Below are 18,395 nucleotides of genomic sequence, written 5' to 3' on the forward strand. Positions count from 1 at the left end.
TTTACAACCAAAATAAAACAAATCTGCAACAGGTTGTTGTATTTAGATTTATTCGCATAAAGATGTGTAATGATATATTCGTTGACAGACTAATAATATTGCGATTATTATGTTTCAAACATCATCACGCTTACTTACGCCTTGTTAATTAATTGTGATGTTTGAGGCGTTGCTTTAATAAAAATACCTCTCTACGGTATTTACATGGATGAGTTAAGGCAGTTTGTATTTATCATGGATTGATATTATGTTGTTTCGAAAACAAGTTTTAGAGAAAAAGAGTACAAGTTACTATAGCAAGGCTGTCGTAATAACCCCTATCCATTACTCAATACTACTAATGTTTATCACCATAGTAGTTATATTCACTATTATATACCTTGTTACCAGTGACTTTTCCAAAAAAGAAAAGGTAAAGGGGTACCTCGTGCCGCAGAAAGGTATATCAAGAGTCTATTCACATGTGAGTGGCGTAGTGAGTTATATTTCGGTGAAAGAAGGAGGCAGTGTATTAGCTGGTGATGTGCTGATGTTGGTGTCTAATAATAAGTATATGGCTAATTCTTTGGATTCTGATAAATAAAAAATTAAAGAGATTAACGTCCAAACCTCTCTCATTAACCAACAGATATCTCAGTACTCCTCCTTATACACAGAGAGGAAGGTTAGACTGGAAAATATCATTATCTTACTGAATCAAGAAAGAGATGAATTAAATTTACAAGGTCAGTATTTAAGAGAGCGCTTAAAGTTAGCCCAAGTACGTTTAGTGAACATCAAGGAGCTTCATGACAGAGGAAATGCCAGTAATAGTGAAGTTAATGACCAACTTGATTTTATTTTAGATTTACAGCAAAAAATTCAAGAACAAAACACCATTTCATTAAAGTCAGAAACAAACCTCGCTAACTCACTGAACGATAAAGCAAGATTACCATTTGAGAAACAGCAGCAAATTAGCCAATTACAAATCGAGCTATCAAAATTATCTAACATGAAAGTCTCAATCCAAGAGGGGAGTAATCTCTTGGTGAAAGCGCCTATCAGTGGTGTTGTTACATCAATCAAGTTAAATATCGGTGAATTTGCTTCAAGCGGAGATTATTTAGTGACAATTATCCCTGCGGATTCAAAACTTGAGGCTGAGGTCTATATACCGACAAGAGCAATTGCCTTTGTTAGAAAGGGTGATGAAGTTAGACTCCGGTTGGATGCTTTTCCATTTCAGAAGTTTGGTATGGCTCAGGGAGTCGTATCTCATGTATCGAAGAGTATTGTTTTTGCATCAGAAACGACGTCAACACTTTCTTTTGATGAACCTGTATATAAAGTCACCATTCAGTTGTTACAACAATATATTATGGCTTATGGAAATGAAACGAAATTAATCCCAGGTTTATTATTACAAGCTGACATTAATACTGGAAAAAGAACACTGATGGAGTGGCTGTTAGAACCACTATATATAATAAATGGATATTAACGATGATGAACTATTATTTTTAAGTACATATTAGGAGGTTAACGATGGTAAAGTTTAATTTTTTTCCCGTGGGCGCAGTATTTAGTTTTGTGGTTTTTTATAGTTTGGCTATCGATGTTATTCTAAATGGTGACCTACTGTTTGTTCCCGAATTGTTTCAAAGTTACGGTGCTTCAGTTGGCATGATGTTTTTAGGCATCGTTATCACCTGCTATTGTATATCTATATTTTTCCGGTATGATTTTTTTAAGGTCGTGATGAATAAGGCTTACCCTAATATTAACTTAACTTGGGGTAAGTATAGGTTTATGCCACCAACGGTGCTGTTTGGTCTTTTTTTATCAGGATATATACCATACTTCACCATTCCAATGATGTCATTTGTCATTATAGAATTATTTTATTTATTTTTAGTTTTCAATCTTTCAAACAACAAGGAGTTATAATATGAAAGAGTTAATAATCAGTGAACAAGAACTCATCTTTGGCGGGAACGGTGCAGCGTCGGTAGTAGGGTCTGCGCTTGCCTCAGGTATCGCTGGCGGTTCAGCAGGGTGCGCTGCGCTAGGTACTGCCGCGGGACTTGCTATGGGGACTTCACCAATGGGGGTGGTAGCAGGGGCAACAGCTAGTGCCGCAGTGACAAAAGCATGCAATAACAGACCTAGTTATACAGGGAATACTCCCGGCCCAATACGTCAACCAGCTGGGGCTAATAGATACTGGCCCGGCGGTGGCGGTGGTTCACCATCCGACCCTTTCTGGAACCTCAACTTGCTTTAGTTGAGCACTTTTCAGTGCTCAACTCTTTATAACATAATACTCAATATAATTGTTGGCCCAGTTATCTTTTATAATAGTTCGTTTATAATATGAGAGTTTTATTTTTATAATTAAACCCAGCGGTTTGTTTCAAGAAAAGCAACAGCCATATCTGTTGCTTTTCTTTATTGATAAATGCTAATTCATCAAGAATGTCGGAATGTTTTTTAAACAGACCTTTACGATTAATAAGTGGTTTTTAGCTAGGAATAGAATGTTCTCCATCTTTACAACCCCAAAATGTCCTATCATTTATCAGTCTGAAAATAGTGAATGTGGAATAGCATGCCTAGCCATGTTGTCAAGCTATTACCAAAGAAAAACTGACTTAATGACCATCAGAAAACAGCTGAATTATAGTGAATCAGGCATGTCGGTGCGAACTTTATGTGAGTATGCTGAGCAGATAAATTTAGATTCCAGACCATTACAGGTTGGTCTCAATGAACTTGAACAACTTCGACTACCCTGTGTGTTACATTGGGACCTGAATCATTTCGTTGTGATGACCAAGTATAACAAGCACTCAGTGGTGATTCATGACCCAGCTATTGGTAAGCAGACTTACTCTATTGAAGAGTTTAAAAAACATTTTACTGGCATTGCCATTGAGTTTTTTCCTACTGTCAATTTCACTAAAGAATCCCATGTTTCAGCATTAAAATTAAGTCCTTTTTGGCAGGCTAGTGTTGGCTTGAAAGCGGGTCTGTTCAAAATATTTATAGCGTCTGCATTGCTACAGATTTTTGCATTAGCCTCACCTTATTATATGCAGCTTGTGATTGACGATGTGATAGTCAATCAAGATAGAGAGCTACTTATTCTGTTGTTTATCGCATTTTCTATGGTTGCAGTGGTATCACTGATAACCAGTATTCTACGAGACTTAATCGGACTGCATATACAGAGCCACTTGAATATACAGTGGAGCTCAGGCTTATTCTCTCATTTAATCAGGCTGCCTATTTCGTGGTTTGAGAAGCGCCATATTGGGGATGTTGTCAGTCGTTTTGGTTCTCAAGGTGAGATCCAGTCTTTTATTACTTCCACTTTTGTGAGTGTCGTGCTTGACGGTTTAATGGTGACAACGACATTGATTATGATGTATGTATATAGCCCAAAACTGACATTGATCACCATCATATCTATCTTGATATATGGGTTGTTGAGATGGGTGTTCTATCGACCATTTAAACGAAACTCAGAGGAATTCATTACTGCGTCAGCTAAGGAAGACAGTTTTTTTTTAGAGGGAGTAAGGTCGATTCAAGCAATACGATTAAACGGTCATGAAGATAAGCGTAAAAATGAATGGTTGTCTCTGTATTCTGATGTGGTTAACTTGGGGGTTAGAGGGTCTTTGTGGTCCTTAGGCTTCTCATCTGTTAATACCATTGTGCTTGGTGTTGAGAATATGCTTATTATCTATTTTGCAGCTAACTTTGTCATGGAAGGTTTGTTTTCAATCGGTATGATGATGGCTTTTATTACTTATAAAAGCCAGTTTTCCTCGAGAGTCAGTGGGTTAATAGACAGCTTGGTATCATTTAAAATGTTGGATATTCACTTATCCAGATTGTCGGATATTGCTTTAGAATCACAAGAGGCAAACCGTAAGGGACTAGGATTAATAAGAGAAGTCATTGGACGAATTGAGCTTGAAAACATTAGTTTTAGATATGGGGAGAAATCTCCGGTCTTGTTTTCCAATGTTAATATTGTCATTGAATTTGGAAAAAAAATTGCGATAACGGGGGTTTCTGGTAGCGGTAAAACGACCCTGCTCAAAATAATTTTAGGTCTACTTGAACCGACTTCAGGAAAAGTACTTTTAGATGGTGTTGATATCAGAAAAATCGGCTTGGTAAAGTACAGAGAATTAATTGGTAGCGTCATGCAAAATGACTCTTTGTTAACTGGCACTTTAGCTGAAAATATTTCGTTTTTCGACGAGGTTCATGATCCCTTTAAAATTGAGCAATCATGCAAGCTAGCTTCAATACATGATGAAATAGAAGCGTTACCCATGGCGTACCAAACATTGATTGGTGACATGGGGGTTCAGTTATCAGGCGGGCAAGTACAACGTGTTTTACTGGCAAGGGCTGTCTATCAGCAACCCTGTGTATTGGTATTAGATGAAGCAACCAGTAATTTGGATATTAACAATGAACACCGCGTGAACACAGGTATAAATCAACTCCTAGTCACAAGGATTATCGTTACTCACAGGGAGTCCACATTAAAGTATGTTGACACAGTTTATTGCTTAGATAAGCATGGTCTTGAACGTGTTTAAAGAGGAAGTAACCAGAGACAAATTGGTTCATAGGCTTCGTATTTTAGGATTGAGTGAATGTTTTTCGGATATAGGGGCAATCCATCGGGTTGAAGAATGATGGTCAATGCGCGCACCGGAGCCGCAAAGTCATTTATTCCTAACAACACCACACCAGTGTCATTTGCACTTTTATGTTGGTGCAAGATAAAAACATAATTGGGTAGCTGGAGGTATCTAACCTCCAACCCAGCATGTGACTCCGCGCTCGACAAAATGGATTTAGGAGGTAGGCGAAGCAGGATGCCAGAGCTGAGGGCGGTTCATCTAGAACGCCTAATCCTTTCTGGTTAACTTCTTTGTTTCGAGAGTGAACTACGATCTATCCTTCTCTCAGTGAATACAATCCTAGTTTCTTAAGATAATCATTACTCAAGATAATGCGAAACGTAGATTTTAGGACTTTAACTCTAACAAGCTTTTGTCCGTGCGACCTGAGGTCGTATGAAGCGCTGTTCACCGCGAATAAGAGTGAACCATCTGTATCACCAGATGACCCTAAGACTCTGAATAAAGCAGCGAGTCTGACAATGTAACGAAGTCCATTGGACGGGAACAGAATCGTGAGAGGACGTTCTTCCTGATAACCACAATCGGGTAAGTGCTAGGGTGTCAGTATGATGAACGTAAGTGAATCCATGTAAGGTGCGTTATGTTTGAAACAGCGGAAGTGGTTTATACGCTGTAGCCAAAAGGCACGAGAGTTGGAAAGAGATTGGACAGTGCTCTTTCGTGATCAAATAACTCTCCGCACTATAGTGGGCATCTAAACTGACGTTGCGCGACATACGGAACAGGGTAAGCCTGTATTACTCCCTTTGGGGAAAGTGGCCTGCGAAGGCTGCCGATAGTCATGCAGGTAAAGGAGGCTAGAAAAAGCGAATGCCGTGTTGTAATGATGCGGATACTGATTTTATCTGGCGCGAAAGCGAGCTGACTTCTAGCTGGTCTCCCGTTGCAAGATGATTTGAAGAACTTTATTCAAGGAGAAACGCAAATGATGGCTTCAATCGAAGTGAGTGCATCCCCTGACAATGCTCAATGGCAATCCATTAACTGGAAAGTGGTTAAGCAACATGTATTAAAGCTTCAAATGCGCATTGCAAAAGCAACCCGAGAAGGTAAACACGGCAAGGCGAAAGCATTGCAGTGGATACTTACCCACTCTAAATCAGCAAAATTGCTTGCTGTTAAAAGAGTTTCTCAAAATAAAGGCAGCAAAACACCAGGGATCGACGGGATCATTTGGAAAAGTGATGCTCGTTGTATGACTGCGGTTAATCAACTGAGTCGAAAAGGCTATCATGCCAAACCGCTCAGGCGTATCTACATCCCCAAGAAAAACGGCAAACTCAGACCTTTAGGCATTCCCTGCATGATAGACAGAGCGCAACAAGCACTGCATCTTCTCGCCTTGGAGCCTATTTCGGAAACTGTGGCCGACCTCAATAGCTATGGCTTTCGACCTAACCGAAGCGCAGCAGATGCAATTGCACAGTGCTTCAAATGTTTATGTATGAAGCGCTCTAGCCAATGGGTTCTTGAGGGTGATATCAAAGCCTGTTTCGATAAGATTGGTCATCAATGGCTCATCGACAACATTCAATTAGATAAACGAATGCTGAAACAATGGCTTGGGTGCGGTTATGTTGACAAAGGATTGTTCTACAAAACAGCAGAAGGAACACCGCAAGGTGGAATAATATCCCCAACGCTTATGTTGCTCACGCTGGCTGGGTTAGAACAATTGGTTAAGTCTATTGCCTGTAAAACAGGTAATAGGGTCAACTTTATCGGATATGCAGACGATTTTGTTATCACAGGTTCTTCGAAGGAAGTGCTCGTTAATGAAATCAAGCCGCAACTAATTGGCTTTCTACAGGAAAGAGGCTTAACACTCTCTGAAGAGAAAACGCATGTCACTCATATTGATGATGGTTTTGACTTTCTGGGATTCAATCTTAGGAAGTACAAAGGCAAACTGCTTATTAAACCGAGCAAAAGCAACGTTCTATCATTTTTGAGTAATCTACGTGAATTCATCAGAAAACATCCAACAATCCCCGTTAACGATTTAATCAAAATATTGAATCCGAAGCTGAGAGGATGGGCGAATTATTATCGCCACTGTGTTGCAAAGCAAGTTTTCGGTTATGTAGGGCATCAACTTTTCTGGCTGTTATGGCGATGGGCGGTAAGGCGTCACCCAACGAAAAGTAAGGACTGGGTGAGGCGTAAATATTATATGAATCGCATAGGTGGATGGCAATTCCACGGCTGGCAGAAAATAGCCAACATGGACTGCCATTTTAATCTGGTTCAAATAGCTCAAATGCCAATAAAGAGACATGTGAAAATCAGGAGTGCATCAACGCCATTCGATCCTCAATACCTAGCCTATTTGGTTAAGAGGAAACCGAAAAAGCAAAGTCGCAATTCTTGGTTCGATCCTGTTTTGGCTGCTATGTAGGGTGCTGGGTAACAGAATACGCCTTAGTGGAGGCTTGAGCCGTATGCAGTGAAAGTTGCACGTCCGGTTCTTAGGAGGGCGGTACTTGGTAACAAGTGCCGCCTATCCGACAAAATGTGTTTAGCTGCACATAAAAGCTCAAATCGAAGAAGTAAACACTCAGGTGCAAACGCGGCTGTGACCTTCGGTTTCAAGGATGAAACCGCAGAGCGTATAGGGACATATTTACAGCGAGTCACAGAAGCGTTTGTACTTAAGCCCACGGCAGGTGATAGATAAAATTGAAGTAAAATGATTCAGTGAGCGAACCCAACACCAGCCCAATGAACCCAACTCAAAGGATATTTGAAACTTGTTATCCGACAAGTAAACAACAACCCTACTTGGTAAAAACAAAAAAAGCCACCCTAAAAAGGGTGGCTAGTTATTATGCTGAGCTACGAGCTACGAGCTACGAGCTACGAGCTACGAGCTACGAGCTACGAGCTACGAGCTAGCTCATACGCTTGTACTTCAATCTATGTGGTTCAACCACATCGGTACCATAAGTATCTTTGAGCCAAGTCGAATACTCGGTGTAGTTACCCTCGTAGAAACTCACCTGACCTTCGTCGCGGTAATCTAAGATATGGGTGGCGACGCGATCGAGGAACCAACGGTCGTGAGAGATGACCATGGCGCAACCCGGGAACTCGAGTATCGCCTCTTCCAGTGCACGTAGGGTCTCGACGTCGAGATCGTTGGTAGGCTCATCGAGTAACAAGACGTTGCCGCCTGACTGGATAAGTTTCGCCAAGTGTACTCGGTTACGTTCACCGCCAGATAGGGTGCCGATGATCTTCTGCTGATCGCCGCCGCGGAAGTTGAAACGGCCCACATAGGCGCGGCTCGGAACCTCTGTGTTGTTGATGCGCATGATGTCATGGCCGCCGGAGATCTCCTGCCAGACGGTTTTCTTATCATCCATGGAGTCACGGAACTGATCTACAGAAGCCAGTTGTACACTCTCACCGATTTCCACTGTGCCACTGTCTGGCTGCTCTGCGCCTGTGATCATCTTAAACAGGGTAGATTTACCCGCGCCGTTAGCACCGATAATGCCGACGATGGCACCCTTTGGCACCGAGAAACTCAAGTTATCTATGAGTACACGATCGCCATAGGACTTGGTCAGGTTCTTCACTTCGATGACCTTGTCTCCCAGACGCGGTCCGGGTGGAATGAACAGCTCATTGGTCTCGTTACGTTTCTGATAATCGCTGGTGTTAAGCTCTTCGAAGCGTGCCATACGCGCCTTGCCTTTCGACTGACGGCCCTTGGCACCTTGGCGTACCCACTCGAGTTCCTTGGCTATGGTCTTCTGGCGAGCACTTTGGGTGGCGGATTCCTGCTTTAGGCGGGCATCTTTCTGCTCAAGCCAAGAGGAGTAGTTACCTTCCCACGGGATACCTTCACCACGATCCAGTTCTAAGATCCAACCCGCCGCGTTATCGAGGAAATATCTATCGTGGGTGATGGCCACGACTGTACCTGTGTAGTCTTTGAGGAAGCGCTCCAGCCAGGCGACAGACTCGGCGTCCAGGTGGTTAGTTGGCTCATCGAGCAGTAACATGTCTGGTTTTTCCAGAAGCAGGCGACAGATGGCGACGCGTCGACGTTCACCACCGGATAACACTGCAATCTTTTGATCCCAGTCGGGAAGACGCAGAGCATTCGCGGCGCGCTCTAAGATGTTATCCAGATTGTGGGCATCTTGAGATTGTATGATGGCTTCCAGTTGACCTTGCTCTTTGGCCAAGGCATCGAAATCGGCATCGGGTTCGGCGTACAGGGCATAGACTTCATCTAAGCGAGTCAGGGCATTCTTAGCTTCAGAAACCGCTTCCTCGATGGCTTCACGCACGGTTTGAGATTCATCGAGCTTAGGCTCCTGGGGCAGGTAACCAATTTTAAGATCCTGCATCGGGCGTGCTTCGCCTTCAATCTCAGTGTCGATACCGGCCATGATACGAAGTAGGGTGGACTTACCCGAGCCGTTGAGGCCCAGGACACCGATTTTGGCGCCGGGAAAGAAGCTAAGAGAAATATCTTTAAGAATTTGCTTTTTCGGCGGCACAATCTTGCCGACTCTAAGCATGCTATATACGAACTGAGCCATAATGGTTCTCTGCGAAGCGGAAATTGCAGGCAGTGTACTAAATTGGCTCTGTACTCGCCAGATGCACTGTGGTTCATCCTGAATTATTTCATCAATCGTATTGTCTTACTTCTGACATATTAGCGTCACACACTTCATTTAATCTCTAAGGATTGGACTAGACCAGTTGTCGACTACTTGGAGTGAGTTGTGTTTAAGCTAACAGAAAAATTACACCAATCTCAATTTTGGCTGATCGTGTATGCCTCCTCAGCCGCATTTATGACCTATTTTTGCATGTACGCTTTTCGTAAACCTTTCACCGCTGCGACCTATGAAACAGTCACTGGCTGGGATTTTCAGATAGATTTTAAAGTTGCCCTGGTGCTGGCTCAGGTATTTGGCTATTTGTTATCTAAAATTATTGGCATCAAGGTGGTGTCCGAGATGAAGGCGTCCCAGCGGGCCTATTGCATCTTCGCCTTGGTGATGTTCGCTCAGCTGGCCTTGATCATTTTCCCTTTAGTGCCCGCTCCTTATAATCTTATTTTACTCTTCCTTAACGGCTTACCTCTTGGAATGATCTGGGGACTGGTGTTTAGCTATCTCGAGGGACGACGGGTCTCGGAGATCCTCGGCGCGGCGCTGAGTGTGACTTTTATCGTGGCCTCGGGTTGGGTTCGTACCATAGGCAAATGGCTGATTGTCGATATGGGGGTGCCCGAGCTCTGGATGCCTGCGTTTACCGGTGGCATATTCATCCTGCCCTTGCTGGTATCTGTGGTGGCGTTGAGTCAGCTGCCGCCCCCTTCGGCAGCGGATATTGCCCTGAGACAGAAAAGGTTGCCTATGAATGGCAAAGAAAGGTGGCGCTTCTTCTGCCGTTTCGCCCCAGGCATCACTTTTCTGGTGCTGAGTTTCATGATGTTAACCGGCTTGAGGGATTTCAGAGATAATTTCGAAGCCGAGATCTGGGCCGCCCTGGGTTACGGCCAAGAGGCGAATATATTTGCTTATACGGGGATCCGTATCGCCTTCATCGTCTTGTTGGCGCTCGGAGCCATGGTACTGATCAAGAATAACGTGAAGGCCTTTTATGCCAATCATCTGGTGATCCTGTTGGGGATCTGCCTGTTCGGCCTGTCTACCCTGATGTTCGAAGCGGGCATGATCCAAGGTAAGACCTGGATGGTGGCCTTGGGCGCCGGTGTCTATATTGCCTATATTCCCTATAACTGCTTCCTGTTCGATCGCATGATCTCCGCCCTCGGCGTGAGTGCCAACGCCGGATTTCTCATCTATATATCGGACTCGGCCGGTTATCTGGGCAGCGTGGGAATATTACTCTATCGCACCTTCGGATCACCTGAATTGAGCTGGCTGACATTTTTCATCAATACCACTTATCTGGTCGCCATCGTGGCTGGGACGCTGGTGCTGGCCTCATTGGCCTATTTCTCTAGCTTGTTACGGGGACCTAGCCTTGTACCTGAGCCGGTTAAGGCTGGCCAGCACATCTAGCAAATGGGTCTCTTAAATTTAACCTCACCACTCTCAACATAGGATTTAATATGAATCACATAGAAGCAGTTATTTTAGATTGGGCCGGTACAGTCGTCGATTATGGCTCTGTTGCTCCCACGACTATTTTCGTCGAGGCCTTCTCCCAGGCCTTCGATTTCCCAATTACTCTGGCCGAGGCCAGAGTGCCCATGGGGATGGGAAAGTGGGATCATATTCGTGCCTTGGGGGAACTGGACAGCGTCAATAGCCGCTGGGTAGAGCAATTCGGTCAGCCCATGAGTCATGAGAATGTGGATCTCATCTATCGGACATTTATGCCCATGCAACAGGCCAAGGTTGTCGAGCATGCCGCGCCTATAAAGGGAGCATTGACTGCCATTGCCTGGATGCAGGGTAAGGACATCAAGATTGGCAGCTGCTCGGGTTATCCCAAGGCCGTCATGGATGTGCTGGTTCCCGTTGCCGCCGATTTAGGCTATGCGCCGGATTGTGTAGTGGCCAGCGATGAGCTCGCTGCCGGTTCGCGTCCGGGTCCCTGGATGGCGTTGGAGAATGTTAATCGCTTAGGAATTCAATCTGTGGCGGCCTGCGTTAAAGTCGATGATTCTGTGCCTGGCATAGAAGAAGGGCTTAACGCTGGCATGTGGACTGTCGGTATAGCAATAACGGGCAATGCCGTAGGCATGACAGAAGATGAATGGCAGGCATGTAGTGATGAGCAGCGTGAGCAGTTGACTCAAGCTGCCTATGACACCTTGTATGAGGCAGGTGCTCATTATGTGGTGGATGCCTTAGCCGACATAGTCCCTGTTATGCAGCTGATTAATTCCAGATTGGCGAGGGGAGAGCGCCCTTAGATGGGTCATCAAGCATTCTGGTTTGATGATGCCATGGCGGGCGATAAGACTCAGCCCACTGCGCTGAGGGGGGAGCACAGCTCGGATGTGGCTATCGTCGGTGGCGGTTACACCGGCCTGTGGACCGGTATCAAGCTGAAATTAGCCCGGCCTGAATTACGGGTGACGCTAGTGGAGAAACACTTGTGTGGCAGTGGCGCCTCGGGTCGCAATGGTGGGGCCATGTTGACCTGGTCAAGTAAGTTTCCCAGCCTGTGTCGTCTTTATGGCTTGGAAGAGGCGATACGTTTAGTCAAGGCATCTGAAGCTGGTGTTGGCGAGATCAGGGATTTTTGTCTCTCTCACGGTCTCGATGCAGATATTAGAGCCGATGGTACTTTCTATACCGCCACGAATCCGTCTCAGCTAGGCGGAATGAGCTCAATGTTACAGTCATTGAACCGGCATGATATTAATTCATGGCATAGGTGTTCGCCGGAGGAACTCAAGCAGAAAACGGGTTCTGAGGTTCATCTGGAGGGGCACTTCTCAGAAGCCGCTGGCAGTTTACATCCGGGGAAATTGGTAAGGGGTTTGCGACGGATCGCAATCAAACTCGGAGTCGAGATCCATGAACTAAGCTCGGTTAATAGCATTGACTATGGTAGCTGTAATAGACTCAATTTCGACGAGGGCGAGCTTATCTGCAAGTCATTAGTCTTGGCCACTAATGCCTGGATGCCTGAGCTGGTTCCCGAGCTTCGCCGCAGTATAATCTTAGTCTCCTCCGATATGGTGATCACCGAACCTGTGCCCGAGTCATTGGCCTCAATCGGTCTGAACCACGGAGCCGCAGTGATAGATTCGCGCACTTTCGTGCATTATTATCGTAGCACTCCCGATGGTCGATTGATGTTAGGTAAGGGAGGCAACACCTTCTCATTCGGGAATCGGGTTAGAAACTTTTTTGATGAGCCGAGTGTCTATTCGTCACAATTGTCCGATAAACTGGCCTGGATGTTCCCCGGTATTCGTCTGCCGCTGGCGCGCAGTTGGACCGGCGCATCGGATCGCTCCGTGACCGGCATGCCCTTCTTTGGTCGATTAACCGAGCATAGTAACGTTTTCTATGGACTGGGTTATTCGGGCAACGGTGTGGTGCAGAGCTATCTCGGGGGCGATATTTTATCTTCCTTGGTGCTTGGGTTGGATAATTCATGGACGCGTTCCGGCTTAGTGACGGGGCCAAGGGGACTGTTTCCCGTTGAGCCGTTTCGCTATCTTGGGGCTAATCTGGTGCGTAACGCGATTCGATATCAGGAGCGTCGCCAAGATCAAGATTTATCTGTGCCAGGCGTGATCACCGCTGTGGCAAACCTGGCTGCTTCGGCTGGCAAGGCGGATCATTGAATCGGTTTTGCATTGCCAGACTTGAGTCAACTAGATATACAGAATTGAATTTGTCCCCACAGACTTGCATAATCTACTGGTTTTTAACAGAGCGCTTATCGCGCTTCGTTTGTATTTATATGTCTCCATGTTCGTAATGTGGGGACCATGACCTAAGGAGGTGAACCGCCATGCTCTTGTATCAAAAGATAGCCAAATATATCCAGGATTTGATTCAAGCCGGCAGTTTCGGTGACGGCGGCAAGTTACCCTCCGAGCGGGAGCTGGTGGAGGTCTTCTCATCATCGAGGATCACGGTGCGCGATGCGCTCTTGAGGTTGGAGTCCGAGGGACTTATTTATCGTCGGCAACGTAAGGGCTGGTTCGTGTCTCCCAAGCGCTTGAAATGGAACCCAGTGACTAAGGTCAATTTCTATGGCCTGGCACGGGAGCAGGGCTTCGAGCCCAAAACTCAGGTGCTGTCTATCGGGCCATTCAATGATGATGCAGACTCGAGACTGGATTGGCAGGAGTTTGCTGGCCAGTCTCTGACTAAGCTGGTGCGCACCCGTTTCTTGGATGGCAGGCCTGTGATGTTGGAAGAGATCCATTTTGCCACCGAGATGTTTCCCGGCATAGAAAATAAAGCGCTGGACGCCTCTATCACAGAGATCATGGCCAGTGACTATCACATTCATGTGAGATCTGAAACCAGCTTGGTTTCTGTGACGGCTCTGCCCGATATCTTTGCCAACAGTCTGGAGACGGGCAATGGGGCCGCCTGCCTGAAAATTATTCGCCGCCGCTATGATGCGAAGGGCGTCTTGATCGATCTTAATGTCGAGTACTGGTTACACGGCGCCATAGAGATGTTGGTGACCAGTCATTAATCTCTTTTAGCTTTCTAATTAAGACTCAGTATCCTGCTCTCAGCCATAGGGTAGGAGCCATAGGCAAACTATGACTCCTACACCCAGTTATGAACTGTCTTCACTTATTTATGCATTTGCCAGTTCCGGCAGGCTGATTTTCATCGCTTCGAGTAGGCGTTGGATGTCTTCAATGAAAATATGCCCAATATTGCCGATGCGAAAACAATCGGCATTGGATACCTTGCCTGGATAGATGACAAAGCCCTGGCGCTTTAAATGCTCATAGAAATCACTGAAACAATATCCCGGATGTGTGGGGGAGTGAAACGAGCTGATGATTGGAGATTGCTGTCTGGTGGGCAGCAGCGGCTTAAAGCCCAACCTCTCCATGCCCGAGACCAGAAGCGCCTGGTTTTCACGGTAACGTTTGGCTCGGGCAGGGACGCCACCTTCCTCATCCAGTTCATTTAAGGCCTGTTGAAAGGCTCTCACCGTGTGCGTCGGTGAGGTGAAACGCCATTTGCCGTTATTGTCTTCCATGCAGCGCCACTGAGCATAGAGATCCAGACTCAGCGAACGGGCACGGCCTTTACAGGCGGCGAGTTGACGGGTCTTGGCTATGATAAATCCAAATCCCGGCACCCCTTGAATGCATTTGTTGGCCGAGCTTATCAAAAAGTCGACCCCCAACTCGGCGACATCTAGTGGCAGGCCGCCGAAGCTGCTCATGGCATCGAGTATAAGGACTTTACCCTGCTTTTTTATTACCTTAGCTAAGGATTCGACTGGATTGAGCATGCCTGTTGTTGTCTCACAATGTACCAGAGCCACATGGGTGATGTCTGGATCCGAGGACAAGATTTGCTCCAGATCGGCCGTCGTCGGCATCTGAGTCTCTACATAATCTAGGCTAGTGTTATCTATGCCCAGATAGTCGGCTATCTCAGTCATCCTGGCACCATAAGCCCCGTTATTGATGACCAGTAGCTTATCCTTGTTACCCAGCGCCGTGCCTATCACAGATTCGACACTGGCCGTTCCGCTGCCCTGCATGAGTACGCAGGTATAGTCATGTTGGTGTTTTTCTGTGGTGGCGATGGCAACCAGACGCTGACGAATATCCTGCACGACCCCAGCGTTATATTCATCATCCCAGGTACACCAATCTTTTAGCATGGTGGCTTTGACTCGATTAGAGGTGGTCAGCGGACCCGGTGTGAGTAATAGATATGCTTCATTTTGTCGCATTGTTAAGACCTGACAGAGTAATAGTTATGCTTAATATAGCATCTGGTCTAGTCCACATTATTTCATTTCTGTTAAACCTGCCTTCGACTTCAAGATTTAACTTATCCTCATCCCATTCATTACAAGTTTTAACATTTGTTTCATCTCCCTGTAAGAAATATTGCTTAGGATTTATTCAGTTTATTTGGACTAGACCAGTTAATAAATTCGAGGAGATAATAACAATGAAGCTCAAAGCATTAGTCGTGGCCATCATCTTGTCCCATTCACCTCAGGTATTGGCGCAGACTCACCTGGTGACGGGAACGGTAAAGGACAATCAGTCGGCTCTGGCCGGAGCGACTGTGGTGGTACTGGGCACAGGGATCAGAGTCGTGACAGATTATAACGGTGACTTTAGCCTTAATCAGCTGGCCGAGGGGGAGTATCGGCTGGAGATCTCCTATCTGGGTTATCAAAAATACCAGCAGGTACTGAAGATAGAGGGTGAGCAACGTCTTGAGTTAGGCGAGTTAGTGCTGAATCTGGACAGTAACACCTTAGAGGTCATTCAGGTGCGTGGAGCGATTCAGCGCGGCGAGATGCTGGCACTCAACACCCAGAAAAACTCCAATACCATAATCAATGTAATTTCAGCAAGTGAGATCAGTAAGTTACCCGATAGAAATGCCGCCGAAGCGGTGCAGCGCATCCCAGGTGTATCAATCGAGCGAGATCAGGGAGAGGGGCGCTTCGTTGCCGTACGCGGACTGCCATCTGAGTGGAACAGTGCCACCATCAATGGCAATCGTATCCCTACCGCCGAAGAGGAAACCACAGGTCGCTCGACGGCATTCGACTTCTTTCCATCGGAAATGATCGAATACATAGAGGTGACTAAGGCACTGACTCCCGACATAGAGGGAGATGCCATAGGAGGCAGCGTCAATTTTATCACCCGTAAAGCTGCCAAGGAGCAGACATTTAGCCTCTCAGCCGGAGTCGGGCAACACGCTCAGGCCCAAGATGGCTTGGATTATACTGCCAATCTGCTCTACGGCGATCGCAGTGCGGACGATAAATTTGGCTTTATCATCAATGCCAATATTTGGTCGAGAGACTGGGCCACGGATAATTATGAACCCAGACGAGATCAAGATGGTGGGATCTATCGACTCGAATTGAGAGATTACACGGGTACCCGGGAGACCTATGGTTTCAATGGTGCACTCGAGTACCTGCTCGACGATGGTAAGCTCTATGCCAGCATGATTTATGGCTCCCTGAGAGATGATGAACTGCATTACAAGCACAGATACCGTTTCGATAAAGACAGGGCCGAAGTGCAGCATATCAGCAATGAGTTGATCACCGAAATGACGGGATTCGAGCTTGGTGGTGAACATTTTATCGGTGAGGCATCGAGCATAGATTGGCAATTGGCGAGCTATACCAACGAGTTTCGTTATGGCGACACGCCAAATGGCGATGATGCCAGTTACTTTGTGATGCGCTTCGATCAACAAAATGTGGGTTATACCGGGCTGGAAGATCGCGGCGAGGGGAACAATGCCTACAATCGGGTCGATGGCGGCCAAGATAGCGCTAACAGGCCAGATACCCATCTGTCAGATGATTTTATCATGGATCCCGCTAAGTCTATGTTGTCTTGGGTCGAGTTATACAAGGTCAATGTCAAAGAGAGAGACAAGATAGTCGCTCAGATAAATTTTAATCAGGATATCAGCTATGAGCTGAACCTGAAGTTAGGGGCTAAGTACCGTAACAAGGAGCGTAATGCGCGATTCTCCGACGAGTTTTACTCCTGGGACCCCAGTGCTGGGCCAGTGCCGACCCTGAGTGATTTTCCCCTGTCTGGTCAGCCCGGTGGTGCTGATTATCTCGGGGCACTTAATGGTGATTATCATGAGCAATTTTCTCCGGTGGCGTCACTGCCTGAACTGGCCGATTTCTGGACTCAGAATCGGGATAACTTCATCTTAGATGAGAGTGAATCTCTGCTGGTCTCCAATGGCGGCGCCTTGGGACGTCACTTCGATGTCAATGAAACTCATATTTCTGCCTACGCCATGGCGAGCTATGAGTTTAATGACATGTGGTTCGTGATGGGGGGCTTGCGTCTGACTCAGACTGATACAGAGGTGAAGGGCTATACCTATATTGCCGATGAGGATGCCTTGGTGGCATCCAAAGGCGGCAAGGATTATCTTTCTGTATTGCCCTCTTTGCACGTTAAATATTCGCCGGATGAGATGACCAATTATCGACTCGCCTTGACCCGGGGTTTTAGTCGTCCCGATTTTGGTGCCTTATCTCCGGGGTCGACCTATTTCGAGGCTGACAATGAGCTCAATACGGGGAATCCGGAACTCGAACCTACTTATTCCAATAATCTGGATCTGATGGCGGAATATTATTTCGACAATGTGGGCTTGATATCGGCGGGATTCTTCTACAAAGATATCCAAGATCCCATCTTCGAACATACCAGCATAGGGGAATATAAGGGCAAGACTGGCGTGCTAATCAATCGCCCGGAAAATGGTGATGATGCTCGCTTGTATGGCGCAGAATTATCCCTGAGCCAGAGTTTAGATTTCATCTCTGACTCACTGGAAAGTTTCGGCATACTGGCCAATTATACCCTGATGGATTCAGAGATGACGGTGCCGGGTCGGGAGGAGAAAACTAAGATCCCCCGTCAGGCCGATAGGCTATATAACCTGACTGTCTATTATGACGATGACACCTTCTCATTACGTGTTGCGATGAATTACAAGGGAGAATATATCGAGTCTCACGGCAGAAGGTCGGATTCTGATCGCTACTATGGGTCCTACCAAAGTCTGGACATGTCGGCCTCCTATAACCTGAGCAAGCGTGCTTCGGTATACCTGGAGATGAATAATTTGACCGATGAGCCTCTGACCTATTATCAAGGCTCGCCAGCCAGGCCGCTACAAGTGGAATATTATGGAGTTAGAGGCATGCTAGGTTTCAGCTATGGCTTTTAAATTCAGTTTTTAGGTTTAGTCTCTAAAGCTGTGTGGAGATGAATAATCTAATCGATGGGCCTCTGATCCTGTGTAATCGCAAGGCTCGCCAGCCAGGCCGCTACAAGTGGAATATTATGGAGTTAGAGGCATGCTAGGTTTCAGCTATGGCTTTTAAATTCAGTTTTTAGGTTTAGTTTCTAAAGCTGTGTGGAGATGAATAATCTAATCGATGGGCCTCTGATCCTGTGTAATCGCAAGGCTCGCCAGCCAGGCCGCTACA

14 protein-coding genes are annotated in these 18,395 nt (G+C 46.1%); 12 read left to right on the top strand and 2 right to left on the bottom strand.

Annotation, left to right across the window (positions count from 1 at the left end; all coding sequences use genetic code 11):
* Nucleotides 1-427: 427 nt before the first annotated feature.
* The 7 genes from FM037_RS29215 (at nt 428) to FM037_RS28490 (ending at nt 7,392) form a co-directional block, all read left to right on the top strand.
* Nucleotides 428-583 carry a biotin/lipoyl-binding protein gene (locus FM037_RS29215; RefSeq protein WP_229381112.1) on the top strand — a complete coding sequence of 52 codons (156 nt, stop codon included), beginning with the start codon at nt 428-430 and terminating at the stop codon, nt 581-583.
* A 186-nt stretch (nt 584-769) separates the two neighbouring features.
* Nucleotides 770-1,483: an HlyD family efflux transporter periplasmic adaptor subunit gene (locus FM037_RS29220; protein ID WP_229381113.1), complete on the top strand. Its 714-nt coding sequence runs from the start codon at nt 770-772 to the stop codon at nt 1,481-1,483.
* 44 nt (nt 1,484-1,527) lie between these two features.
* The gene (locus FM037_RS07370; RefSeq protein ID WP_144045462.1) at nt 1,528-1,929 is read left to right on the top strand and encodes a hypothetical protein; all 402 of its coding nucleotides are present in this window, start codon (nt 1,528-1,530) and stop codon (nt 1,927-1,929) included.
* Between the two features lies 1 nt (nt 1,930).
* Nucleotides 1,931-2,266, top strand: a complete 336-nt coding sequence (locus tag FM037_RS07375; protein WP_144045463.1) for a hypothetical protein — start codon at nt 1,931-1,933, stop codon at nt 2,264-2,266.
* Nucleotides 2,267-2,465: 199 nt separating this feature from the next.
* Nucleotides 2,466-4,604: a peptidase domain-containing ABC transporter gene (locus FM037_RS07380; RefSeq protein WP_229381114.1), complete on the top strand. Its 2,139-nt coding sequence runs from the start codon at nt 2,466-2,468 to the stop codon at nt 4,602-4,604.
* A 1,036-nt stretch (nt 4,605-5,640) separates the two neighbouring features.
* Nucleotides 5,641-7,113 carry a group II intron reverse transcriptase/maturase gene (gene ltrA / locus FM037_RS07385; protein ID WP_144045464.1) on the top strand — a complete coding sequence of 491 codons (1,473 nt, stop codon included), beginning with the start codon at nt 5,641-5,643 and terminating at the stop codon, nt 7,111-7,113.
* A gap of 48 nt (nt 7,114-7,161) precedes the next feature.
* On the top strand, nt 7,162-7,392 hold the full coding sequence (locus FM037_RS28490; RefSeq protein WP_185977104.1) for a hypothetical protein: 231 nt from the start codon (nt 7,162-7,164) through the stop codon (nt 7,390-7,392).
* Between the two features lie 214 nt (nt 7,393-7,606).
* On the opposite strand, the gene ettA is transcribed toward FM037_RS28490, so the two are convergent.
* A complete protein-coding gene (ettA, locus tag FM037_RS07395; RefSeq protein WP_144045465.1) occupies nt 7,607-9,271 on the bottom strand; it encodes an energy-dependent translational throttle protein EttA in 1,665 nt (554 codons plus the stop codon).
* A 189-nt stretch (nt 9,272-9,460) separates the two neighbouring features.
* Between ettA and FM037_RS07400 the strand changes: the two genes are divergently transcribed.
* The 4 genes from FM037_RS07400 to FM037_RS07415 all read left to right on the top strand — a co-directional run bounded on the left by FM037_RS07400 (nt 9,461) and on the right by FM037_RS07415 (nt 13,889).
* Nucleotides 9,461-10,771 (top strand): DUF5690 family protein, encoded by a 1,311-nt coding sequence (locus tag FM037_RS07400; RefSeq protein ID WP_144045466.1) that lies wholly within the window; start codon nt 9,461-9,463, stop codon nt 10,769-10,771.
* A 50-nt stretch (nt 10,772-10,821) separates the two neighbouring features.
* Nucleotides 10,822-11,631 carry a phosphonoacetaldehyde hydrolase gene (gene phnX, locus FM037_RS07405; protein WP_144045467.1) on the top strand — a complete coding sequence of 270 codons (810 nt, stop codon included), beginning with the start codon at nt 10,822-10,824 and terminating at the stop codon, nt 11,629-11,631.
* The gene (locus tag FM037_RS07410; RefSeq protein ID WP_144045468.1) at nt 11,632-13,020 is read left to right on the top strand and encodes an FAD-dependent oxidoreductase; all 1,389 of its coding nucleotides are present in this window, start codon (nt 11,632-11,634) and stop codon (nt 13,018-13,020) included.
* A 170-nt stretch (nt 13,021-13,190) separates the two neighbouring features.
* Complete coding sequence (locus FM037_RS07415) at nt 13,191-13,889, top strand: UTRA domain-containing protein (protein WP_144045469.1); 699 nt, start codon at nt 13,191-13,193, stop codon at nt 13,887-13,889.
* A gap of 108 nt (nt 13,890-13,997) precedes the next feature.
* Here the strand turns inward: FM037_RS07415 and phnW are convergent, their stop codons facing one another.
* Nucleotides 13,998-15,119, bottom strand: coding sequence for a 2-aminoethylphosphonate--pyruvate transaminase (phnW, locus tag FM037_RS07420; protein ID WP_144045470.1), 1,122 nt, complete (start codon nt 15,117-15,119; stop codon nt 13,998-14,000).
* Between the two features lie 224 nt (nt 15,120-15,343).
* On the opposite strand from phnW, the gene FM037_RS07425 reads away from it, so the two are divergent.
* A complete protein-coding gene (locus FM037_RS07425; protein ID WP_144045471.1) occupies nt 15,344-18,133 on the top strand; it encodes a TonB-dependent receptor in 2,790 nt (929 codons plus the stop codon).
* The last annotated feature ends 262 nt before the right edge of the window (nt 18,134-18,395 follow it).

The sequence above is a fragment of the Shewanella psychropiezotolerans genome (assembly GCF_007197555.1).
GTDB classification, from domain to species: domain Bacteria; phylum Pseudomonadota; class Gammaproteobacteria; order Enterobacterales; family Shewanellaceae; genus Shewanella; species Shewanella psychropiezotolerans.

Bases quoted from the DNA above. Each gene is read 5' to 3' on its own strand.
- FM037_RS07370 (WP_144045462.1), top strand. From the start codon at position 1,528: ATGGTAAAGTTTAATTTTTTTCCCGTGGGCGCAGTATTTAGTTTTGTG.
- FM037_RS07375 (WP_144045463.1), top strand. From the start codon at position 1,931: ATGAAAGAGTTAATAATCAGTGAACAAGAACTCATCTTTGGCGGGAAC.
- FM037_RS07380 (WP_229381114.1), top strand. From the start codon at position 2,466: ATGTTTTTTAAACAGACCTTTACGATTAATAAGTGGTTTTTAGCTAGG.
- ltrA (WP_144045464.1), top strand. From the start codon at position 5,641: ATGATGGCTTCAATCGAAGTGAGTGCATCCCCTGACAATGCTCAATGG.
- ettA (WP_144045465.1), bottom strand. From the start codon at position 9,271: ATGGCTCAGTTCGTATATAGCATGCTTAGAGTCGGCAAGATTGTGCCG.
- phnX (WP_144045467.1), top strand. From the start codon at position 10,822: ATGAATCACATAGAAGCAGTTATTTTAGATTGGGCCGGTACAGTCGTC.
- FM037_RS07410 (WP_144045468.1), top strand. From the start codon at position 11,632: ATGGGTCATCAAGCATTCTGGTTTGATGATGCCATGGCGGGCGATAAG.
- FM037_RS07415 (WP_144045469.1), top strand. From the start codon at position 13,191: ATGCTCTTGTATCAAAAGATAGCCAAATATATCCAGGATTTGATTCAA.
- phnW (WP_144045470.1), bottom strand. From the start codon at position 15,119: ATGCGACAAAATGAAGCATATCTATTACTCACACCGGGTCCGCTGACC.
- FM037_RS07425 (WP_144045471.1), top strand. From the start codon at position 15,344: ATGAAGCTCAAAGCATTAGTCGTGGCCATCATCTTGTCCCATTCACCT.